Source organism: Streptosporangium longisporum (assembly GCF_039534895.1).
Lineage (GTDB): Bacteria > Actinomycetota > Actinomycetes > Streptosporangiales > Streptosporangiaceae > Streptosporangium > Streptosporangium longisporum.
Window position 1 is genome coordinate 80,549 of record NZ_BAAAWD010000031.1, and the last position, 20,601, is coordinate 101,149.

Annotated in this window: 20 protein-coding genes and 1 riboswitch; of the genes, 11 read left to right on the plus strand and 9 right to left on the minus strand. The window is 74.6% G+C overall.

What is annotated here, in order from left to right:
* Positions 1-38: 38 nt before the first annotated feature.
* Positions 39-211: riboswitch (cobalamin riboswitch) on the minus strand.
* Positions 212-257: 46 nt separating this feature from the next.
* The 3 genes from ABD832_RS40130 to ABD832_RS40140 are packed head-to-tail and all read left to right on the plus strand — an operon-like array spanning position 258 to position 3,888.
* The gene (locus ABD832_RS40130) at positions 258-1,682 is read left to right on the plus strand and encodes a precorrin-3B synthase (RefSeq protein ID WP_344907514.1); all 1,425 of its coding nucleotides are present in this window, start codon (positions 258-260) and stop codon (positions 1,680-1,682) included.
* The gene (locus ABD832_RS40135) at positions 1,679-2,305 is read left to right on the plus strand and encodes a precorrin-8X methylmutase (RefSeq protein WP_344907517.1); all 627 of its coding nucleotides are present in this window, start codon (positions 1,679-1,681) and stop codon (positions 2,303-2,305) included. Before ABD832_RS40130 ends, ABD832_RS40135 begins: the two co-directional genes overlap by 4 nt.
* Positions 2,302-3,888: a precorrin-2 C(20)-methyltransferase gene (locus ABD832_RS40140; RefSeq protein ID WP_344907520.1), complete on the plus strand. Its 1,587-nt coding sequence runs from the start codon at positions 2,302-2,304 to the stop codon at positions 3,886-3,888. Before ABD832_RS40135 ends, ABD832_RS40140 begins: the two co-directional genes overlap by 4 nt.
* On the opposite strand, the gene ABD832_RS40145 is transcribed toward ABD832_RS40140, so the two are convergent.
* Positions 3,876-4,670 carry a cobalt-precorrin-6A reductase gene (locus ABD832_RS40145; RefSeq protein WP_344907523.1) on the minus strand — a complete coding sequence of 265 codons (795 nt, stop codon included), beginning with the start codon at positions 4,668-4,670 and terminating at the stop codon, positions 3,876-3,878. The genes ABD832_RS40140 and ABD832_RS40145 overlap by 13 nt on opposite strands.
* A gap of 41 nt (positions 4,671-4,711) precedes the next feature.
* On the opposite strand from ABD832_RS40145, the gene ABD832_RS40150 reads away from it, so the two are divergent.
* Positions 4,712-5,785: a cobalt-precorrin-5B (C(1))-methyltransferase gene (locus ABD832_RS40150; protein ID WP_344907526.1), complete on the plus strand. Its 1,074-nt coding sequence runs from the start codon at positions 4,712-4,714 to the stop codon at positions 5,783-5,785.
* A 174-nt stretch (positions 5,786-5,959) separates the two neighbouring features.
* Here ABD832_RS40150 and cobM read toward each other — a convergent pair whose 3' ends face one another.
* The 4 genes from cobM to ABD832_RS40170 all read right to left on the minus strand — a co-directional run bounded on the left by cobM (position 5,960) and on the right by ABD832_RS40170 (position 9,745).
* Entirely contained in the window at positions 5,960-6,703 is a 744-nt protein-coding gene (gene cobM / locus ABD832_RS40155; RefSeq protein ID WP_344907529.1) for a precorrin-4 C(11)-methyltransferase, read from the minus strand.
* Entirely contained in the window at positions 6,700-8,013 is a 1,314-nt protein-coding gene (gene cbiE / locus ABD832_RS40160; protein WP_344907532.1) for a precorrin-6y C5,15-methyltransferase (decarboxylating) subunit CbiE, read from the minus strand. Before cbiE ends, cobM begins: the two co-directional genes overlap by 4 nt.
* Positions 8,006-8,395, minus strand: a complete 390-nt coding sequence (locus tag ABD832_RS40165) for a pyridoxamine 5'-phosphate oxidase family protein (protein WP_344907535.1) — start codon at positions 8,393-8,395, stop codon at positions 8,006-8,008. The genes cbiE and ABD832_RS40165 overlap by 8 nt, the downstream gene beginning before the upstream one ends.
* Before the next feature lie 201 nt (positions 8,396-8,596).
* Positions 8,597-9,745, minus strand: a complete 1,149-nt coding sequence (locus tag ABD832_RS40170) for a serine hydrolase domain-containing protein (protein WP_344907538.1) — start codon at positions 9,743-9,745, stop codon at positions 8,597-8,599.
* A gap of 173 nt (positions 9,746-9,918) precedes the next feature.
* Here ABD832_RS40170 and ABD832_RS40175 point away from each other — a divergent pair, with 173 nt between their 5' ends.
* From ABD832_RS40175 to ABD832_RS40190, 4 genes are all read left to right on the plus strand, one after another.
* Complete coding sequence (locus ABD832_RS40175) at positions 9,919-10,539, plus strand: TetR/AcrR family transcriptional regulator (protein ID WP_344907541.1); 621 nt, start codon at positions 9,919-9,921, stop codon at positions 10,537-10,539.
* The gene (locus ABD832_RS40180; protein WP_344907544.1) at positions 10,536-11,009 is read left to right on the plus strand and encodes a low molecular weight protein-tyrosine-phosphatase; all 474 of its coding nucleotides are present in this window, start codon (positions 10,536-10,538) and stop codon (positions 11,007-11,009) included. The genes ABD832_RS40175 and ABD832_RS40180 overlap by 4 nt, the downstream gene beginning before the upstream one ends.
* A gap of 136 nt (positions 11,010-11,145) precedes the next feature.
* On the plus strand, positions 11,146-12,321 hold the full coding sequence (locus ABD832_RS40185) for a sensor histidine kinase (protein WP_344907547.1): 1,176 nt from the start codon (positions 11,146-11,148) through the stop codon (positions 12,319-12,321).
* A complete protein-coding gene (locus ABD832_RS40190) occupies positions 12,318-12,989 on the plus strand; it encodes a response regulator (protein ID WP_344907550.1) in 672 nt (223 codons plus the stop codon). The genes ABD832_RS40185 and ABD832_RS40190 overlap by 4 nt, the downstream gene beginning before the upstream one ends.
* Here the strand turns inward: ABD832_RS40190 and ABD832_RS40195 are convergent.
* From ABD832_RS40195 to ABD832_RS40205, 3 genes are all read right to left on the minus strand, one after another.
* Positions 12,947-14,512, minus strand: coding sequence for an SDR family oxidoreductase (locus tag ABD832_RS40195; RefSeq protein ID WP_344907553.1), 1,566 nt, complete (start codon positions 14,510-14,512; stop codon positions 12,947-12,949). The genes ABD832_RS40190 and ABD832_RS40195 overlap by 43 nt on opposite strands.
* Before the next feature lie 117 nt (positions 14,513-14,629).
* Positions 14,630-15,547 (minus strand): helix-turn-helix domain-containing protein, encoded by a 918-nt coding sequence (locus ABD832_RS40200; RefSeq protein WP_413224575.1) that lies wholly within the window; start codon positions 15,545-15,547, stop codon positions 14,630-14,632.
* 147 nt (positions 15,548-15,694) lie between these two features.
* Positions 15,695-15,931 carry a DUF397 domain-containing protein gene (locus ABD832_RS40205; protein WP_344907556.1) on the minus strand — a complete coding sequence of 79 codons (237 nt, stop codon included), beginning with the start codon at positions 15,929-15,931 and terminating at the stop codon, positions 15,695-15,697.
* Positions 15,932-16,160: 229 nt separating this feature from the next.
* Between ABD832_RS40205 and ABD832_RS40210 the strand changes: the two genes are divergently transcribed.
* The 3 genes from ABD832_RS40210 to ABD832_RS40220 all read left to right on the plus strand — a co-directional run bounded on the left by ABD832_RS40210 (position 16,161) and on the right by ABD832_RS40220 (position 18,567).
* On the plus strand, positions 16,161-16,664 hold the full coding sequence (locus ABD832_RS40210; protein ID WP_344907559.1) for an ATP-binding protein: 504 nt from the start codon (positions 16,161-16,163) through the stop codon (positions 16,662-16,664).
* Positions 16,665-16,824: 160 nt separating this feature from the next.
* Positions 16,825-17,643: an SAM-dependent methyltransferase gene (locus ABD832_RS40215; RefSeq protein WP_344907562.1), complete on the plus strand. Its 819-nt coding sequence runs from the start codon at positions 16,825-16,827 to the stop codon at positions 17,641-17,643.
* A gap of 102 nt (positions 17,644-17,745) precedes the next feature.
* Positions 17,746-18,567 carry an SAM-dependent methyltransferase gene (locus ABD832_RS40220; protein WP_344907565.1) on the plus strand — a complete coding sequence of 274 codons (822 nt, stop codon included), beginning with the start codon at positions 17,746-17,748 and terminating at the stop codon, positions 18,565-18,567.
* Positions 18,568-18,687: 120 nt separating this feature from the next.
* Here the strand turns inward: ABD832_RS40220 and ABD832_RS40225 are convergent, their stop codons facing one another.
* Complete coding sequence (locus tag ABD832_RS40225; RefSeq protein ID WP_344907568.1) at positions 18,688-20,328, minus strand: RecQ family ATP-dependent DNA helicase; 1,641 nt, start codon at positions 20,326-20,328, stop codon at positions 18,688-18,690.
* Between the last annotated feature and the right edge of the window lie 273 nt (positions 20,329-20,601).

A 20,601-nucleotide genomic window follows, 5' to 3' on the forward strand; every position in this document is an offset into this window, starting at 1 on the left:
GCGCACGGAGCATCCTCCCTCGGGGTCCTCGCCCCGGGTCGTCGTCGGCCGCGACGGCTGGAGTCTCCTGGCTCCCGGATCGGTGCTCGCCCCGGCCTTCCCGCCCGTCGCCGGGCAGTGGCCCGGTTGAGGTTCGCTCCCCGGTCACAGTGGCGGGACCGCGCCGGAATCACACCGGCTTCCTCCCAACGCCATCGCCACCGATGACACTACGGCAGTCCGGCTCCCCGCAAGAAACTGGCACTAGCATCCCGTGAGTGGACATTGCCGACTTTCACGGACGATCACGGCCTGACGCATGTCCCGGAGCGCTTCAGGTCCACGCCGCCGCCGACGGCGGCCTGGCCCGCGTCCGCGTGCCCGGGGGCCGGCTCACCCCCGCCCAGCTGCGCGAACTCGCCGCGGCGGCGCGCCGTCACGGTGACGGCGCCGTCGAGCTCACCTCCCGGGCCAACGTGCAGGTACGCGGCCTCGCCCACGACGACCGGACGCGGGACGTCTCCGGAGACGACCCGGCGACCGGCGCCGACGACGAGGGTCCCGGCGGTGACGACGGTGCCGGGAACGGCGTCCCGGAGGACGGGTTCGCCGCGCGGATGGCGCGGGCGGGACTGCTGCCCTCGGCCACCCACGAGCGGGTCCGCAACATCCTCGCCTCCCCGCTGACCGGCCTGGACGGTCCCGGTGGCGGCGGGGTCACCGACGTCACCCCGCTGATCGGCGAGCTGGACCGGCGACTGTGCGCCCGGCCCGCACTGGCCGCCCTGCCCGGCCGGTTCATGTTCGCCCTCGACGACGGACGCGGCGACGTGGCCGGGCTCGGCGCCGACGCGGCGGTCCTGGCCGCCGGGCCGGACCGGTTCGCGCTGCTCCTCGCCGGGACCGACACCGGCCTGCGCGTCGGGACGGACGAGGCCGTGACCGCCCTGCTCGCCGCCGCCGAGGCGTTCCTCGACGAGCTGGCCGCCCGGGACGTCACCGCCTGGCGGATCTCCGAGCTCCCCGACGGGCCCGCGCTGGTCGCCGCCCGCGTATCGGCCGCCCTCGGCCCGGACCCCACCGCGGATCGCACCGTGCAGGCGCCCCCCTCCGAGCCGGTACGGCCGCGGCCCGTGGCGCTCGGGCCCGTGGGGCTCATCGGCGCCGCCGCACCCCCCGGCACCGCCCGGAGCGATCCCGCGCGGGTCGCGCTCGGGGTGGCGGTGCCCCTGGGACGGCTGACCTCCGCCCAGGCGGAGGTGCTGGCCGACGTCGCCTCCGGCGGGGACATCCGCCTGACCCCCTGGAGAGGCGTGGTCCTGCCCGGCCTGACCCGTACCGAGGCCGTGGACGCGGCCGGCCGGTTGCGGGCCGCCGGCCTGGTCGTCGACCCCGGCTCGCCGTGGATCGGCGTCACGGCCTGCGCCGGACGTCCCGGCTGCGCCAAGTCCCTGGCCGACGTGCGGGCCGACGCGACCGCCGTCGTCGCCCTGGCCCCGCCCGCCCGGCACGCGTCCCGCACCGATACGCTCCCGGTGCACTGGGCGGGGTGCGCCAGACGCTGCGGCCGCCCGAAGGGGCGGGTCGCCGACGTGGTCGCCACCGGCCACGGCTACCGCCTGGAGCTGGACGGCACCGGCCTGACCTGCTCGGGCATCGAGGAGACCGCGGCCGCGGTGACGGCCGCCAGAGGGGAACTGTGATCGACTACGTCCGCGACGGCGCGGAGATCTACCGCCGCTCCTTCGCCACCATCCGCGCCGAGGCCGACCTGGAGGCGCTCCCCGCGGACGTCGCCCGGGTGGCGGTCCGCATGATCCACGCCTGCGGGATGGTCGACCTGGTGGACGACCTGCGCTGGTCGGCCGGGGTGGTGCCGGCGGCCCGCGAGGCGCTCCGCGCGGGCGCGCCGGTGCTCTGCGACGCCATGATGGTCGCCTCCGGGGTGACCCGTCGCCGCCTGCCCGCCGGCAACGAGGTGATCTGCACGCTCGGTGACCCCCGGGTGCCGGAGCTCGCCGCGGAGCTGGGCACCACCCGCAGCGCCGCCGCCCTGGAGCTCTGGCGCGACCGGCTCCAGGGGTCCGTGGTCGCGATCGGCAACGCGCCCACCGCGCTGTTCCGGCTGCTGGAGATGGTCGAGCAGGGTGCCGGGCGCCCGGCCGCCGTCCTCGGCGTCCCGGTCGGCTTCATCGGCGCCGCCGAGTCCAAGCAGGCCCTCGCCGAGCATCCGGCGAACCTGGAGTACCTGGTCGTGAGCGGACGCCGGGGTGGAAGCGCGATGACCGCCGCCGCGGTCAACGCGATCGCGAGCGAGGAAGAGTGAGCGACGACGTGACCGTACGCGCGACCGGACGGCTGTGGGGAGTGGGACTGGGGCCGGGTGACCCCGAGCTGGTGACCGTCAAGGCCGCCCGCCTGATCGGTGAGGCGGACGTGATCGCCTTCCACAGCGCCCGCCACGGCCGGAGCATCGCCCGCTCGGTGGCCGCCCCCTACCTGCGCGAGGGCCGGATCGAGGAACCCCTCATCTACCCGCTCACCACCGAGACCACCGACCATCCGGGCGGCTACCAGGGGGCGATCGACGACTTCTACGCCGACTGCGCCGAGCGCCTCGCGGCCCACCTGGACGCCGGTCGCGACGTGGTGGTGCTGTGCGAGGGCGACCCGCTCTTCTACGGCTCGTACATGCACATGCACAAGCGCCTGTCGCACCGCTACACCACCGAGGTGGTGCCGGGCGTGACCTCGGTGAGCGGTGCCTCGGCCGTGCTGGGACGCCCGCTGGTCGAGCGCGACGAGGTGCTGACCGTGCTGCCCGGGACGCTCCCGGCCGAGGTGCTCGCCGAGCGTCTCGCCGCCACCGACTCGGCCGCGGTGCTGAAGCTCGGCCGTACCTTCACCAAGGTCCGCGACGCCCTCGCCGAGGCCGGGCGCCTGGACGAGGCGTGGTACGTCGAGCGCGCCACCACCGGGCAGCAGCGCATCGCCCCGCTGGCCGAGGTCGACCCGGACGGCGTCCCGTACTTCTCGCTGGCGCTGATCCCCAGCCCGGTCAACGCGGCCCCTCCCGCTCCCGTCCCCGCCCCCGGGGCCGTCGCCGCGTCCCCGATCCCGATCCCGACGCCGTCCGTGGACACGGCACCGGTCGCGGGCCGGGCGCGCGGCGAGGTGGTGGTGGTCGGGCTCGGCCCGGCCGGGCGGCCCTGGCTGACCCCCGAGGCGCAGGAGGCACTGGCCGCCGTCGACGAGCTCGTCGGGTACGGCCCCTACCTCGACCGCGTCCCACCCAACCCGCGCCAGCGCCGCCACCCCACCGACAACCGGGTGGAGGCCGAGCGGGCCGCGCACGCGCTGGAGCTGGCCGCGGCCGGGTCGCGGGTGGCGGTGGTTTCCTCGGGCGATCCCGGGGTCTTCGCGATGGCCAGCGCGGTGCTGGAGGTGGCGTGCGAGCCGAGGTTCACCGGCGTGCCGGTCCGGGTGCTCCCCGGCCTGACCGCGGCGCACGCGGTCGCCAGCAGGGCCGGGGCTCCCCTGGGCCACGACTACTGCGTGCTGTCGCTGTCGGACCTGCTCAAGCCGTGGGAGGTGGTCGCCGGGCGGATCAGCGCCGCCGCGCGGGCCGATCTCGTCCTGGCGATCTACAACCCGGCCTCCCGGAGCCGTACCTGGCAGGTGGCCGCGGCCCGCGACCTGCTGCTGGAGCACCGCGCGCCGCACACGCCCGTGGTCATCGGCCGTGACGTCGGCGGCGCCGCCGAGAGCGTGACCGTCACCACCCTCGGCGACCTGGACCCGGACGCGGTCGACATGCGCTGCCTGCTGCTGGTGGGCTCCTCCACCACCCGGGTCACCGAACGGGACGGCGGCCGGGTGGTCTTCACCCCCCGGCGCTACCCGGCATGACCTCTTCCTCCGGTTCCTCCGGTTCCTCCGGTTCCTCCGGGAACGGCCGCGCCGTCCAGCCAGGCGAGCGCGGCCGGCACGTCCCCCACCGCGGGCACCCCCGCGGGCGCGGGCGGGCGGTCCACGACCACGACCGGCAGGCCGAGCTCGCGGGCGGCCCGCAGCTTCGCCGTGGTCATCTCACCGCCGCTGTCCTTGGTCACCAGCACGTCTGTCCGGTGGGTGCGCATCAGGGCCGTCTCCCCCTCCACGGTGAACGGCCCCCGGCTGAGCAGCACCTCCGTGCGGCGCGGCATCGGCGGCTCGGGCGGGTCCACCGACCGGGCCAGGAACCAGTGGTCGTCGAGGCCGGCGAAGACCGGCAGGCTCCTGCGGCCGGTCGTCAGGAAGACCCGCTCCCCCAGCGAGGGCAGCAGCGCGGCGGCGGCCTCCAGCGACGGCACCCGGCGCCAGTCGTCACCGGGCCCGGCCTGCCAGCCCGGCCTGCGCAGGATCAGCAACGGCAGGCCGGTCCGGGCCGTCGCCTCGACCGCGGAGGCGGTCATCCGGGCCGCGAACGGGTGCGTGGCGTCCACCACCGTGTCGATCCCCCGCTCCACCAGCCAGGTCGCGAGCCCGCCGGGGCCGCCGAAGCCGCCCTCGTGCACCTCGCCCACCGGCAGCCGCGGATCGCGCACCCGGCCCGCCAGCGACGACACCACGTGCGTGCCGTCGCGTCCGGCCAGCGCGGCGGCCAGCCTCCTGGCCTCGTCCGTGCCGCCCAGGATCAGGATGTTCGCCACCCCGCCCCCTCTCCCCGCCCGTACCGTCGGATGCTTGGACAATGAGCACTTCCCTGCGGCACGGCTGGACCACCGGCGCCTGCGCGACCGCGGCCACCGCGGCCGCCTACACCGCCCTGCTGACCGGCGAGTTCCCCGACCCGGTGCGGATCACCCTGCCCGGCGGGCGGCAACCGTCCTTCGCGCTGGCCACCGAGGAGCTCACCGGCGCCGTCGCGACGGCCGCGGTGGTCAAGGACGCCGGTGACGATCCCGACGTGACGCACGGCGCGCTGATCTCCTCGACCGTACGGCACGGAGTCCCCGGCACCGGGGTGGTCTTCGGCGCGGGCCCGGGGGTCGGCACCATCACCAAGCCCGGCCTGCCGCTGCCGGTGGGCGAGCCCGCGATCAACCCCGTCCCCCGCGCGATGATGCGCGAGCACGTGGCCCGGGTCGCGGCCCGGCACGGCGGGAGCGGCGACGTGTTCGTGGAGATCGCCGTGGAGGGCGGCGCGGAACTGGCGAAGAGAACCTGGAACCCGCGCCTGGGGATCCTGGGCGGCCTGTCGATCCTCGGCACGACCGGGATCGTGGTGCCCTACTCGTGCTCGGCCTGGATCGACAGCATCCGCCGCGGCATCGACGTGGCCAGGGCCGCGGGCCGTACCCATGTCGCCGGTTGCACCGGCAGCACCTCCGAGAGGGTCGCGGCCGAGCTGTACGGGCTTCCCGAGGACGCGCTGCTGGACATGGGCGACTTCGCCGGGGCGGTGCTGAAGTACCTGCGGCGGCACCCCGTTCCCCGGCTGACCATCGCCGGGGGTGTCGGCAAGCTCTCCAAGCTCGCCGACGGTCACCTCGACCTTCACTCCGGGCGCTCCCAGGTCGATCCCGCGATGCTGGCCGGGCTGGTGCGCTCCGCGGGCGGGGACGAGGACCTGGCCGGTCGCGTCCTGGAGGCCAACACGGCGCTGCACGCGCTGCACCTGTGCCAGGAGGCGGGCCTGCCGCTGGGCGACCTGGTCGCCGAGGGGGCCCGCCGCACCGCCGCGGGCGTGCTGCGCGAGGCGCCGGTGGCCGTGGACGTGGTGGTCATCGACCGTGCCGGCACCGTCGTCGGCCGCGCGGGCTGACCCTGCCCGCCTTCCGGCCCGCGTCCGCGTGGCCGCGATCGGTCCGGCCCCGTCCCGCACGACCGGGTCCCGCACGACCGGGTCCCGCCCGGTCCGCGCGGCCGTGATCCGTCCGGTCTCGTCCCGCACGGCCGGGTCCCGCCCGGCCCGCGCGGCCGGGCGGTCTGGAGCGGGTCAGTCACGGCGGCGCGCGGCCGAGTACAGGTGGCTGTCGGGGAACTCCGAGGCGGTCAGCACCCGGCCCACCACGATCACCGCCGTCCGCAGGATCCCGGCCCGGCGGACCTGGGCGGCGATGTCGTCCAGGGTCCCGCGCAGGATCACCTCGTCGTCGCGGCTGGCGCGGGCCACCACCGCCACCGGGCAGTCGGCGCCGTAGTTGGGCACGAGCTCGGCCGCCACCTCCTCGATGTGCTGCACCGCGAGGTGCAGCACCATCGTGGCCCGGCTCCGGCCCAGCGTGCCGAGATCCTCCCCCTCGGGCATCGGGGTGGCCCGCACCGACGTGCGGGTCAGCACGATCGTCTGCCCCACCCCGGGCACGGTGAGCTCGCGCCGCAGCGACGCCGCGGCGGCCGCGAACGCGGGAACCCCGGGCACCACCTCGTACGGCACCCCCTCGGCGTCCAGCCGCCGCATCTGCTCGGCCATCGCGCTGAACACCGACGGGTCGCCGGAGTGCAGCCGGGCCACGTCGTGCCCGGCCCGGTGCGCGGCGACCATCTCCGCGACGATCTCCCCCAGCGCCAGCCTGGCCGTGTCGACCAGCCGCGCGCCCGGCGGGCAGGACTCCAGCAGCTCCCGGGGGACCAGCGACCCGGCGTACAGGCAGACCGGCGCGGCCTCGATGGCCCGCTGTCCCCGTACGGTGACCAGGTCCGCGGCACCGGGCCCGGCACCGATGAAACGCACCGTCATCGCTCTTCCCCACTCCGCGAGCACGTCCAGATCGTGACCGGCATCATCGGCCGCCAGCCGGTGAACCCTCCCACCGGGGCGGCCCTGCTGACCGCCAGCCGCACCAGTTCCCCTCCCAGCTCGCCGTGCCGGGAGGCCAGCACCGCCTCCGACTCGACGGTCACCGCGTTGGCCACCAGCCTTCCTCCCGGCCGCAGCGCCTCCCAGCACGCCTCCACCACTCCCGGCAGGGTCACCCCGCCGCCGATGAAGACGGCGTCGGGCCGCTCCAGGCCGGCCAGTGCGGCGGGGGCGGCGCCGGTCACCACCTCCAGGCCGGGTACGCCCAGCGCCGCGGCGTTGCGGGCGATCGCCGCCGCGCGGCCGGGGTGGGACTCCACCGCGACGGCGCGGTTGTCCGGGTGCGCGCGCATCCACTCCACGCCGATGCTGCCCGCCCCCGCGCCGACGTCCCAGAGCAGCTCCCCGGGGGCCGGTGCCAGCCGGGAAAGGGTGACCGCCCGCACCTCCCGCTTGGTGAGCTGGCCGTCGTGCTCGAACGCCTCGTCCGGCAGGCCCGGCAGCCGCGGCAGCGCCACCGTCCCGGTATCCGCCCGGCACTCCACGGCCACCACGTTGAGGTCGTGGGCCGCCGGCAGGGACCATCCGGCGGCCGTGCCGGTGACCACCCGCTCCTCGGCGGCGCCGAGCCGCTCCAGGACCGTCACCGAGCTGGCCCCGTACCCGCGGGCGACGAGCAGGGCGGCGACCGTGGCCGGGGTGCGCCCGTCGGCGCCGAGGACCAGGACGCGCAGGCCGTCGTGGACGGCGGGGTGCAGCACCTCGGCCGGGCGCGCCACCAGGCTGACCACCTCGACCCGGTCGAGCGCCCAGCCCAGCCGGGCACAGGCCAGCGAGGCCGACGACGGGTGCGGCAGCACCCGGACCCGGTCGGCGCCGAGCAGCCGTACCAGGGTCGTGCCGATCCCGTGGAACATGGGGTCGCCGCTGGCCAGCACGCAGATCCTGCGGCCCCGGTGGGAGGCGATCAGGCCGGGCAGTGCCGGAAGCAGCGGCGAGGGCCACGTCACCCGTTCGGCACCGGATTCGGGAACGAGCGCGAGCTGCCGCGCGCCGCCCATCAGCACCTCGGCGGCGTGCAGCTCCCGGCGCGCCGCCTCCGGCAGGCCGGCCCAGCCGTCCGCCCCGATCCCGACCACGGTCACCGGGCCGGTCGCGGGGTCGGTGACGGCCTCGGTCACCGGGCCGGTGAGACCGGTCGCGGGGCCGGACACGGGACCGGTCGCAGGGCCGGTCACCGGGTCAGACATTGCCCAGCACCCGGGTGACACGGATCTCCACCACCACGCGGGCGGGGTTCTCCCTCGGCACCCGGTAACGCTCGGCATAGCGACGCTCGGCGTCCGCGACCGACTCCGGGTCGGTACGGATCACCGCCCGCCCCTGCAGCGTCGACCAGCGCCGCCCGTCCACCTGGCAGACCGCGACGGCCGCGCCTTCCTCACCCGCCGCCAGCACGTGCCGGACCTTGTGCGACCCGCCCGACGTGATCACCCTGGCGATCCCGGAGTCGGCGTCCAGCGTCACCCCCACCGGGACCACGTGCGGCGTGCCGTCGGCGCGCACGGTGCTCAGCGTGCACAGGTGACGCTCCCGCCAGAAGGCGCGGAGCTCCTCTCCGAGATCCTTCAACGCCCCGCCCCTCCCGACGCCGTTCCATCGGGCGACATGCTAGCCCTGCCCCCGCGGCATCCGTGGACCGCACCGGCCGACGCGCGGTCCACCGGCCCGTCGAGGACTCCCGTGACACCGGCGGACCGGCGTTCCGGCCGGTGCCCGGCTCACGGGCACTCCCGTGACGCCGACCGGACCGGCCCTCGGCCGGCGTACGGTTCACCGGTCCGTCAGGCACTCCCGCAGCGCCGCGACGAGCCGTGCGGCCCGGCCGTCGCCGTGGCCGATCATCCGGTTGGCGACATAGCCGAAGCCGACACCGTACTCGTCGTCGCCGAAGGCGAATTGGCCGCCCGCGCCGTCGTTGCCGAAGCTGCGCCGGCCGAGCATCGGCCGGAACCGGGGCGCGTGGAGCAGGAAGCCCGATCCCCACCGGGCGCCCAGGTCCGGGAACCCCGACCACGACGTCCCGGCCGACAGTTCCCGTACGGCGTCGGTGACGGTGTCCCGGGTGAGCAGCCGCCCCGCTCCGCCGACCCCGGTCGCGGCCGCGGCGTACAGCGCGGCCAGGCCGCCCGCCGAGGAGACCGCACCGGCCCCGGGGAACTCCGCGCCGAGCATCGCGGGGTCGTTCCAGCCGTGCGGCTCGTCCAGGCCCGGGAAGACGAGTGCCCCGTTCATCGTCACCGTGCGCATGATCAGCGTCTCCGGGCCGGGCATGGCGGGGCGCCCTTCGGCCTCGACGAGGCGGGCCAGGCTTCCTGTCTCGTCCCGCGGCAGGCCGATCCAGGTCCTCAGGCCCAGCTCGTCGCCGACGGCCTCGCGGAAGTACGCGCCCGGGGTGAGGCCGGTGATCCGCCGGATCACCTCGCCCAGGAGGAAGCCGAAGACGTGCCCGTGGTACTCGTGGGCGCCTCCTGGCTCCCACAGCGGCTCCTGCTCCTCGATCGCACGGATCACCGGTGTCCACCCGGCGATCTCCTCGAAGCTCAGCACGCGGTCCAGGACGGGGAGCCCGGCGCGGTGCCCGAGCACCATGCGCGAGGTGATCGCCTCCTTGCCGCCCCGCGCGAACTCCGGCCAGTACCGGCTCACCGGGGCGTCCAGGTCGAGCAGTCCCCGCTGGGCGAGAAGGTGCGCGCAGACGGCGACGACGCCCTTGGCGCAGGAGAAGACCGGGACGACCGTGTCCCGCTCCCACGGCCGGCCGTCGCGCTCGTCGGCGACGCCGCCCCACAGGTCGACGACCGCGCGCCCGCCGACGAACACGGTGACGGCCGCGCCCAGCTCGCCGTGGTCGTCGAAGTTCCGGCGGAACGCGTCCGCGACGGCCCCGAACCGTTCGTCGGCTCCCCCGTCGTGCTCCATGGTGTCTCCCCTCTCGCCGGGAGCGACCCGGCCTCCGGCCCGGACGCCGCCCGGACGCCGCCCGTCACGCCGTCCGTCACAGCCCTGTCACGCCGCTCGCACGGCGCGGAACGCTACAGTTCCTAGATATATTAAGCAAATACCTATACATCCTAGGAAAGCAGGAGCGGCGCATGGCGCGTGCGGGGCTGACGTCGGAGCGGGTGACACGGGCGGCCGCCGAGCTGGCGGACGCCGTCGGGTTCGAGAACATCACCGTGTCCGCGCTGGCGCGGAGTTTCGGGGTCAGGGATGCGAGCCTGTACTCGCACGTCCGCAACCTCCAGGACCTGCGGGAACGCATCGCCCTGCTGGCCGCGGGCGAGCTGGCCGACCGCATCGCCGCGGCGGTCGCGGGCCGCTCGGGGAAGGAGGCCATGGTCGCGTTCGCCGACGCGTACCGGGAGTACGCCCTGGCCCACCCCGGCCGCTACGCGGCGACCCAGGTCCGGCTGGACCCCGCCGTCCTCGCCCGATCCCCGGCCCACGCCCGCAACGTCGAGCTCACGTACGCGATGCTGCGCGCGTACCGGCTGGTCGAACCGGACCTGACCGACGCGGGCCGCCTGCTGCGCAGCACCTTCCACGGATACGTCACCCTCGAGGCCGGCGGCGGGTTCGGCCACTCCCGCGAGGTGCGGGCCTCGTGGGAACGGGGCCTGGACGCCCTGCACCTGCTGCTGGAGAACTGGCCCGCGGACCCGTCCGGCCGGCAGGCGGGAGCATCCCCGCCAGGCGGCATCCTTGAGGCATGAGCTATCACATATGCCTGGTGTGCCTGGGGAACATCTGCCGCTCCCCCATGGCCGAGATCGTGCTGAGGAAGACCCTGGCCGACCACGGGCTGGGGGATCTCGTCACGGTCGACAGCGCGGGCACCGGCGACTGGCACAGCGGCGGCCCGATGGACGCGCGGGCGGCCGCCATGCTCGCCGACCACGGCTACGACGGCTCGCAGCACCGTGCCCGGCAGTTCCTGCCCGACTGGTGGGAGCGGATCGACCTGGTGCTGGCCATGGACGCCCGCAACCTGAGCACGCTGCGCCACCTCGCCCCGGCGGGTGCGGACATTCGCCTGTTCCGCTCCTTCGACCCCGCGGCCCCGCAGGACGCCGAGGTGCCCGACCCGTACAACGGCGAGCGCGAGGACTTCGCCGAGGTGCTGCGGATGGTCCAGGCCGCCTCCACCGGTCTGGCCGAGCACCTGACCCGTACTCTCAGGTGATCCCCGGCCCCCTCGTCTCATGATCATGTGAACCCGGGCACCCGCCTTTACAAAGTAAGTCGCGTGGGGGTCGGCCCGGAGGATGACGTCCCGCGGGTGGAGGCGGGAGCGCGAGCCCGGAGGATACGGTTCCACCGTGGACCTCACCGGGGGCGACTCGCTCTTCCTGCGCCGCTGGAGCCGGAAACGGCTCGTCCGCCTCGACGCCCTCGCCGCCACCGGGTACGCGGCCGTCCTGCTGCTGATCAACGGCGGGCCCCCGGACCCGTCCGTGCCCGCGTGGGCCTGGATCCCGGCGCTGGCGGCGTTCACGCTGCCGCTGGCGGTGCGGCGGCTGTGGCCGCTCACCGTCTTCTGCGCCGTCCTCACCGCCTCGCTGACCTGCGTCGTCCTCGACCTGACGCACGACGGTTTCGTGGCGGCGGCCTTCGCGGCCTACATCGTGGCGCTCACCCGGCCGCGGCTCCGCCGGGACCCCACCCTCGCGATCGGCGCCTGCGGCGCGGTGGCCGTCCTGCTGCTCTCGGCGGTGGGCACCCCCGGCCCGTCCCCGGCGGCGCGCCTGCCCGGCCTGCTGCTGGGAGGGGTGGTGCTCCTGGGCGGCGCCTGGATCGCCGGCCGTGCCGTGCGCGAGCGGCGCGCCCACGCGGCACGGTCGGCCGAGCAGCTGGCCGGCCGGGCGGTCGCCGAGGAACGGCTCAGGATCGCCCGCGAGCTGCACGACGTGGTGGCGCACAGCATGAGCCTGATCGCCGTCAAGGCGGGCATCGCCAACCACGTCGCCGCGGCCCGCCCGGAGGAGGCCGCGGACGCGCTGCGCGTCATCGAGACCACCAGCCGGAGCGCGCTGACCGAGATGCGCCGCCTGCTGGGCGTGCTCCGCTCCGACCTCGACGCCGCGCCCGACCTTCTCCCCTCCCCCGGCCTGGCGGATCTGACCGCCCTGGCCGGCCGGGCGGAGACGGCCGGGGTCCGGGTGGAGCTGGAGGTGCGGGCCCGCGGGCTGCCCGAGGGGGTGGAGCTGTCGGTCTACCGGATCGTCCAGGAGGCGCTGACCAACGTCGTCCGGCACGCCGCCCCCGCCCGGTGCCGGGTCTCGGTCACGACGTCGCGCGGCGAGGCCGGGGACGAGGTCGCGATCGAGGTCGTCGACGACGGCCCGGGCGGGCCGGTGCCGCCCGCGGGCCCCGGGCACGGGCTGATCGGGATGCGCGAGCGGGTGGCCGTGTACGGCGGGAGCTTCACCGCCGGGCGCCGCCCGAGGGGCGGCTTCGGCGTCCTCGCCCGCATACCGTACGGGGAGGCGCCGTGATCCGGGTGCTCGTCGCAGACGACCAGGCGCTGGTCCGCGGCAGCTTCCGGCTGCTGGTGGACACCGCGCCCGACCTGGTGGCGGTGGGTGAGGCCGGGACCGGGGCCGAGGCGGTGGAGCTGGCCCGCGCCGAGTCGCCGGACGTGGTGCTGATGGACGTGCGGATGCCGGAGATGGACGGCATCGAGGCGACCCGGCGCATCTGCGGCCCGGCGGGCGTGCCCGGGGCGCACGTGCTGATGCTCACCACGTTCGACCTGGACGAGTACGTCTACGCGGCGCTGCGGGCCGGGGCCGGGGGTTTCCTGCTCAAGGACACCCCGCCGGCCGACCTGCTCGCCGCGATCCGGGTGATCGCCTCCGGTGAGGCCCTGCTCGCCCCCACGGTGACGCGCCGGCTCATCGCCGAGTTCTGCCGGCGCCCGGAACCCGCGCGACCCGCCGCGCACGGGCTGGAGGGGATCACCGGCCGGGAGCGCGACGTGCTGGAGCTGATCGCGCGCGGGCTGTCCAACACCGAGATCGCCGGCCACCTGACTTTGAGCCTGGCGACCGTGAAGACGCACGTGGGCCGCCTGCTCGGCAAGCTCGCCGCGCGCGACCGGGCCCAGCTCGTCATCGTCGCCTACGAGACGGGCCTGGTCACGGCGGCCCGGCCGCCCCGCTGAGGACCTCCCCGCGCCGTCGCCGCGTCGCCCGGGGGGCCGGCGCCGGTGGCCCGGGGCGGGCGGGGCGAGACCGGGCCGTGCTCGGCGGCGGCGGCCACGTTGCGCAGCATCCGGCCGAAGATCAGGGTGTGGAAGGGCGAGACCGACCACCAGTACAGGTGCCCGGACAGGCCGCGGGGATGGAAGACGGCCCGCTGCCCGTAGACGGTCGCGCCCTCGTGCTCGAGCACCCGCAGCTCCAGCCAGGCCAGGCCGGGCAGCCGCATCTCCGCGCGCAGCCGCAGCAGGCGGCCGGGCCTGACCTCCTCGACCCGCCAGAAGTCGACCGAGTCGCCCACCCGCAGGCGCCGGGGGTCGCGGCGTCCCCTGCGCAGCCCCACCCCGCCGACCGCGCGGTCCATGAGGCCGCGAAGGTGCCAGGCGATGGGCAGGGAGTACCAGCCGGCCTCGCCGCCGATCGCCTCGACGACCTCCCAGAGCTGCTGCGGGGAGGCGTTCACCCGGCGGGCCCGCGCGTCGAGGTAGAGACTGCCGCCCGCCCAGCCGGGGTCGGTGGGCAGCGGGTCGCTGGGCGCGCCCGGGGTGGAGGCCGAGGACCAGCGGGTGGCGACGTCGGCCTCCTTGATCTTCACCAGGGCCAGCTCGACCGCGCGCCTCAGCCCGATCAGGCCGCCGGGCGGGTCGGGGACGTAGCGGGCGACGTCGTGCTCGCCGCAGACCGCCTCGTTGCGCAGCGACTCCACCAGCGGGCGGGCGAGCCCGGCCGGCACGGGGGTCACCAGCCCCACCCAGTGGCTGGACAGGCCGGGGCTGAGCAGCGGGACCGGGATGATCAGGCGGCGGGTCAGCCCGGCGACGTCGGCGTAGACGCGCATCATGTCGGCGTAGGTGAGCACGTCCGGGCCGCCGATGTCGAAGGAGCGGTTCACCTCCTCCGTCACGCTCGCCCAGGCCACCAGGTAGCGCAGGACGTCGCGGATGGCGATGGGCTGGGTCCTGGTGGAGACCCAGCGCGGCGTGGTCATCACCGGCAGCCGCTCGGTGAGGTAGCGCAGCATCTCGAAGGAGGCGGACCCGGAACCGATGATCATCGCCGCCCGCAGCACCACCGCGGGCACCGCGCTGTCCAGGAAGATCTGCCCCACCTCGGTACGAGAGCTCATGTGCGGCGAGAGCTTCCCGTCGGGTGCCAGGCCGCCGAGGTAGACGACGCGGCGGATCCCGGCCCGCTCGCACGCGGCGGCGAAGGTGGTGGCCGCCTCGCGGTCGGCCGCGGCGAAGTCCCTGCCGCCGCCCATCGTGTGGATCAGGTAGTAGACCACGTCGACGCCGTCGAGGGCCCTGTCCACCTGCGCGGCGTCGGTCGCGTCGGCCTCGGCGACCTCGACCTGGGAGGCCCACGGCTGGTCGCGTACGCGGCCGGACGAGCGGACCATGCAGCGGACCTCATGACCCGCGTCCAGCAGTTCGGGGACCAGCCGCCCCCCGATGTACCCGGCCGCGCCGGTCACGAGACATCTCATTCATTCATCTTCGTACGGCTCCCCCCGCTGGTTGCGGCCGGACTCGCCGGGAGCCTTCAGGATCACCCGGGGACACCCGGGGGCACCGCGCCCGTCGGGACCGGCGGGGGGGCGTCCTCACCGGGAGCGGCGGTAGTCCTCGCGGATGCCCAGCAGGATCTCCCGGGTGCGCGTGACCGGCTCGGCCTCGATGCACAGCCGCTCCATGACCTCCAGGTAGCGGTCGACGTCGTCGCGCTTCTCCAGGTAGACGGCGCTGGTGAGCTGCTCCATGTAGACCACGTCGGGCAGGTCGGGCTGGGAGAACCGCAGGATGCTGAAGGGCCCGCCGGCCGCGGCGTGGCCGCCGACGCTGAAGGGCACGACCTGGACGGTCACGTTGGGCAGCTCGATCGCCCGCAGGATGTGGTCGATCTGCTCGCACATCGCCTCGGCCCCGCCGAGCGGGCGGCGCAGCACGGCCTCGTCCAGCACGGCCCACAGGTGGGGCGGGTCGGGGCGGTGCAGGAGCCGCTGGCGCGCCAGGCGCAGCCGTACCCGCCGGTCGACCTCGGCAGGGGAGGCGGAGGAGAAGCCGAGCTGGACGACGGCCCGCGCGTACCCCTCGCTCTGCAGCAGGCCCGGCACGAACTGGACCTCGTAGTTCCGGATGCCGGTGGCCGCCTCCTCCAGGCCCACGTACGTCTCGAACCAGGCGGGCAGTACGTCACCGTAGTTGTGCCACCAGCCTGCGAGGTTGGCCTTCTCCACCAGGGACAGCAGCGGCTCGCGCTCGGCCTCGTCGCTCACCCCGTACAGGGTGAGCAGGTCGGCCACGTCCCTGAGCCGGAAGCCGACCCTGCCGAGTTCCATGCGGCTGACCTTCGAGTGCGAGGCGCGGATGGCGTACCCGGCGTCCTCCAGCGTGATGCCGCGCTGTTCCCGCAGGCGGCGCAGCTGCGCGCCCAGAACGATCCGCAGCACGGTGGAACTGTCCCTCGGCGCGGTCATCGGGCGGGGCCCGGCCGGCCTGCCGGCGGCGTGAGGTGTGGTCATCTGCAGTCCTTCGGGCGCGGATACGAACCGTCGCCCTTCGTTCACGGCGATCGCGATCCTTCACGGTACTCCGCGGGTGACGCACAGACCATAGATGAGTTCATTCTTCAACCATGTCGCCCGCCGGTCAGGCGATCAGCCCGCCGGTCAGGCGATCAGGTCGTCGAACTCCCCGCCCTTCACCGCGCGGACGAAGGCGTCCGTGTCGCGGCGGCTGTAGACGAGCGCCGGTCCCTCGGGGTCGCGGGAGTTGCGCATCGCGACCCTGCCGTCGGGAAGCTCCGCGAGTTCCACGCAGTTGCCGCTCGGGTTGCTGAAGTGGCTCTTGCGCCATACGACGCCGTCCATCTGGGCGGCCGACATGCCGTTGTACGGCTGGTTCATCCTCGCCTCTCACCGATCAGGCAGGGTCATAACATCATGAGCATAGGGCTTTTGTGCAAATGCACGTGCATCTGTACTTGCCTATGCACATAACGGCGTGCAAGATGGCTAAAGGATCTCTCTCGTCCCCCGATCACCCACCTCCCCAAGGTCTCCGATGACTGGTTACCGAAGACACGAAGCCACACCCGTCCGATCCCGGATCGGAGGGTGGGAACGGTGGTTGTCGATGCTCGATCACGTACTCCCCCCGGGCGGCCTGCCCTTCTGGTCCGACGGCGAGGGCCACGCCGGCCAGATGCAGATGGCCGTGCGCAGCCTGCGTCACGACCCGCGCGCCGCGCGGACCGCCCGCGAGTTCGCCGTCCGCTCCCTGCGCGCCTGGGAGCTGGAGCCGCTGATCGACGACACCGGTGTCGTGGTCTCCGAGCTGGTGACCAACGCGCTGCGCCACGGTACGCGAGGGGTGACGCACCCCCTCCCCCTCCCCGAGGTCAAGGTCATCCTCTGCCACACCGAGCACGCGATGCTCTGCGCGGTCACCGACCCCAGCGACCAGGGCCCGCGCCTGCGCGAACCCGACTACGAGGCCGAGTGCGGCCGGGGGCTCCAGCTGATCGACGGTGTCAGCCAGACCTGGGGGTGGGCTCCGCTGGAGGACCGCGGCAAGGCGGTGTGGGCGGCCTTCGCGCTGCCCCCGAGGAACGGGCGGCACCGGGAGAACTGCCACTGACCGTGTCCGGCGGGTGCACCGCCGGTGACGGGCGGACGGTCCGGTGACGAGAGATATGACATTTCACGGTACAGATGGGGGACGACCGACAGAAAAGAGGTCACGCTGCGGGTGAAAGGCCGATAATGTCCGCTGCAGGCCGTATCGCTGGACGGAGGACATGATGGCGTCGCCACAGCCCGAACGCCTCCGGTTCGATCCCGCGACCCCGAACACGAGCCGGATGGCCGACTACTACCTGGGCGGCAAGGACAACTTCGCCGCCGACCGCGAGGTCGCGCAGATCGCGCTGTCGCTGGCCCCCGAGCTCCCCGCCATGGCGAGGGAGGGCCGCGCGTTCCTCGGCCGCGTCGTACGGTTCCTCGCCGGGTGCGGCATCCGCCAGTTCGTCGACATCGGCTGCGGCCTGCCGCTCCCGGGCGGCACGCACCAGGTCCTGCGCGACCTCGTGCCCGACGCGCGGGTCGTCTACGTCGACAACGACCCGATGGTGGTCGTGCACACCCAGGCCGTGCTGAAGGAGGGCGACGCGGCCACGGTCATCGAGGCGGACCTGCGCGACCCCGAAGGGCTGCTGGCCCATCCCGGCCTCACCGCCACGATCGACCTGGACAGGCCCGTGGCCGTCCTGCTGCTGTCGGTGCTGAGCCACCTCCCGGACGACCTCGAGGCCGCCCAGGTGGTGGCCGCGCTGCACAAGGCCGTGACGCCCGGCAGTCATCTGGCCTTCTCGCACGCGGTCTCGGACCTGCGCCCGGAGACGACGGCCAGGCTGGCCGCCCTCTACCAGGAGCGCGGGTCGATCACCGGCCCGTACCGGGCCAACCTGCGCACCAGGGCGGAGGTGGAGTGCTTCTTCGACGGGCTGAGACTCGTCGAGCCGGGCCTGGTCTACATCCCCGAGTGGCGGCCGGACCGGGCCGCGCTCCACTCGACGGAGTCCATCTGGACGGTCGGCGGGGTCGGTGTCAAGGAATAGGCCGCACCGCATGCGGGCAGGGGACCGGTCCCGGCACGGGGCTTGACATCTCTTCACCGGTCGTGCGGTTCTTCAGTGTCACAGGTAGCGGAGGGACGACGTATGAGCGACGCGGTTCGGCGGCCGGGGCCCGCGGCCCTGAACACCAGCGTGCCCAACGCCGCCCGGATGGCCGACTACTTCCTCGGCGGCAAGGACAACTTCGCCGCCGACCGTGAGGCGGCCGAGCGGGTGCTCGCCGTCGCGCCGGAGATCAGGACCATGGCCCAGGAGGCGCACGCCTTCCTGGGCCGGGTGGTGCGCTACCTCGTCGAGCAGGACATGAGGCAGTTCGTCGTCCTCGGGTCGGGGCTGCCCACCCGCAGGAACGTCCACCAGGTGGCCCAGGAGATCGCGCCGGAGACCCGGGTGGCCTACGTCGCCACCGACCCGGTCGTGCTCTCCCACGCCCGCGCCATGCTCGCCACCGACGCGCGCACCACCGTCGTCGAGGGCGACGTGCTGCACCCCCGGGAGCTGCTCACCGACCCCGGGCTGCGGAGCCTGATCGATCTGGAGGAGCCGGTGGCCGTCCTGATCCTGTCGGCCCTGCAGTTCATCCCCGACGAGGACGACCCCCACAAGAACGTGGCCGTGCTGCGCGAGGCCGTGCCGGTCGGCAGCCACTTCGCCATCGGCCACGTCGTCTTCGACACGCGCCCGGAGGCGGCCGGCCCCCTGGTCGACATCTACCGGCAGGTCCTCGGCCGCCACGAGGACGCCTCGCGCACCAGCGACCAGGTCCTGCGGTTCTTCGACGGGCTGGAGCTCGTCGAGCCGGGCCTGGTCTACATCCGTCACTGGCGCCCCGACAACCCGCTCACGACGCAGGGCCGCGACAGGACCTGGTCGATGGGCGGGATCGGCCGCAAGACCGAGGGCTGACCCCGCACCCGAGCGGAGGACCGGACCGCGCGGAACCGGACCGGACCCGCGCGCCCGGGACCGGCCGGGGACGCGCGGAGCGGGGCCTGTGGTGGACCGGTGGGGACGAGGCCGGGCCGGTCACCCGGCGACGAGAAGGTCCTCGCGCTCGACGGCCTCCAGCGAGAGCGTCTTGTAGCCGACCTCGTCGAACAGCACGGTGATCCGGTCGCTCTCCCTGCTCATCACCATTCCCGCCCCCCAGGCGCTGTGCCGCACCCGGGCGTGCATCGCGAACGGCCCCTCGGCCTCGGCCGCGGTCTCCTCGGGAAGGCCCGCCCGGCAGGTGTCGCAGGAGTCGCAGGTACGGTCGCGCGGCTCGCCGAAGTACTCCAGCAGGAACCGGCGCCGGCAGCCGGTGGTCTCGGCGTACCCGCGCATCATGTCGATCCGCGAGTCGTCGATGCGGCGGCGGGTCTCGTCCAGCTCGACGGCGCGGGCGGTGGCCGACTCGGGCTCGGGCGCGCCGGGCACCCGGCGCAGGTCGCCCTTGCGGGTGACCTGGACGCTGCCGGCCCGTTCCAGCAGGTTGACCACCCGGGTCAGCCGGGTGGCGCCGATGTCGAGCACGCTCCGCAGCTCACCGGTGGGCACGGTGCCGCCGTGCTCGCTCACCAGCGTGGCGACCCGCAGCAGCAGCTCCTCGTCGGCGCGTCCCCCGGCGAAGAACCTGCGCAGCCCGAGGTCCTCCGGGCGGTAGAACAGCACCGCGGCGGCCGGCTTCCCGTCCCGTCCGGCGCGGCCGATCTCCTGGTAGTAGGAGTCCGGCGACTCCGGCGGGGAGGCGTGCAGCACGAACCGCACGTCCGGCTTGTCGATGCCCATGCCGAACGCCGACGTGGCCACGACCACGTCCAGCTCGTCGTCGCGGAACATCTCGTGGATCCGGTGGCGCTCGGCCGCCTTCATGCCCGCGTGGTACGGCTCGGCCCTGCGACCGGCCTCGCGCAGCGCGGCGGCGTACTCCTCGGCGGCCTTGCGGGTGGCCACGTAGACGAGGCCGAGACCCTCGCGGGAGACGGCGTCCTCCACCAGCGCCCTGCGCAGGTCCTCCTGGGTGATGAAGCGCCGCACCTCCAGGTCGATGTTGGGGCGGTCGAAGCCCCGCACGATCTGGCGGACGTTCCTCAGGCCGAGCGCGGCGACGATCTCCTCGCGCACCGAGGGGGTGGCCGTGGCGGTCAGCGCCACCACCGGGGGGTGGCCGAGCCGCTCGATGACCTGTCCCAGCCGCAGGTAGTCGGGCCGGAAGTCGTGACCCCACGCCGACACGCAGTGCGCCTCGTCGATGGCGATCAGCGAGGGACGCGCGGCGCGCAGCCGCTCGACCGTCTCGGGCTTGGCGAGCTGCTCGGGCGAGAGGAAGACGAACTCGGTGGTCCCGGCGCGTACCTCCTCCAGCGAGGCGTCCCCCCCGGACTGGGCGGAGTTGACCGCGACCGCTCCCCCGGCGTCGGTCTCGGCCAGCCCGGCCACCTGGTCGCGCTGCAGGGCGATCAGCGGTGACACGACCACGGTCGGGCCGTCGAGCAGCAGCGCGGGCACCTGGTAGACGGCCGACTTGCCGCTGCCGGTGGGCATGACGACGAGGGCGTCACCGCCGTCGAGCAGGTGACGCATGGCGTCGAGCTGGCCGGGACGCAGTTCCTTCCAGCCGAAGACCTTGCGGGCAACCGTCCGCAGCCGCCGCGCCCGCGGCCCGAACCTGTCCTTGATGCTCATGCCTCCGCCTTCCGTGTCCCGCCCCCGTTACCCCATGATCGGCGCGATAGTCCCCGCCCTTCGGCGTGCGGGCCGGGGTCGCGGGCGTGAGCCGGGCATGAGCTGGGCGGGAACGGCGACATCGGGACGCGGGACGAGCGAGGCGGACGGGACGGGCGGGGCGAGCGGGATCGGGGACGGCCGGGATCGGGGACGGCCGGGAAGGGCTCGGACATGGGTGAGGGGCGCCTCCCGTGGGCACCCCTCCGTCGGATCGCGGGCCCGGCCGGTCGG

Coding starts and splice junctions, on each gene's coding strand:
- ABD832_RS40215 (WP_344907562.1), top strand. CDS start 16,825: ATGATGGCGTCGCCACAGCCCGAACGCCTCCGGTTCGATCCCGCGACC.
- ABD832_RS40180 (WP_344907544.1), top strand. CDS start 10,536: ATGAGCTATCACATATGCCTGGTGTGCCTGGGGAACATCTGCCGCTCC.
- ABD832_RS40195 (WP_344907553.1), bottom strand. CDS start 14,512: ATGAGATGTCTCGTGACCGGCGCGGCCGGGTACATCGGGGGGCGGCTG.
- ABD832_RS40225 (WP_344907568.1), bottom strand. CDS start 20,328: ATGAGCATCAAGGACAGGTTCGGGCCGCGGGCGCGGCGGCTGCGGACG.
- ABD832_RS40205 (WP_344907556.1), bottom strand. CDS start 15,931: ATGAACCAGCCGTACAACGGCATGTCGGCCGCCCAGATGGACGGCGTC.
- ABD832_RS40170 (WP_344907538.1), bottom strand. CDS start 9,745: ATGGAGCACGACGGGGGAGCCGACGAACGGTTCGGGGCCGTCGCGGAC.
- ABD832_RS40220 (WP_344907565.1), top strand. CDS start 17,746: ATGAGCGACGCGGTTCGGCGGCCGGGGCCCGCGGCCCTGAACACCAGC.
- ABD832_RS40150 (WP_344907526.1), top strand. CDS start 4,712: ATGAGCACTTCCCTGCGGCACGGCTGGACCACCGGCGCCTGCGCGACC.
- cbiE (WP_344907532.1), bottom strand. CDS start 8,013: ATGTCTGACCCGGTGACCGGCCCTGCGACCGGTCCCGTGTCCGGCCCC.
- cobM (WP_344907529.1), bottom strand. CDS start 6,703: ATGACGGTGCGTTTCATCGGTGCCGGGCCCGGTGCCGCGGACCTGGTC.
- ABD832_RS40175 (WP_344907541.1), top strand. CDS start 9,919: ATGGCGCGTGCGGGGCTGACGTCGGAGCGGGTGACACGGGCGGCCGCC.
- ABD832_RS40200 (WP_413224575.1), bottom strand. CDS start 15,547: ATGACCACACCTCACGCCGCCGGCAGGCCGGCCGGGCCCCGCCCGATG.
- ABD832_RS40210 (WP_344907559.1), top strand. CDS start 16,161: ATGCTCGATCACGTACTCCCCCCGGGCGGCCTGCCCTTCTGGTCCGAC.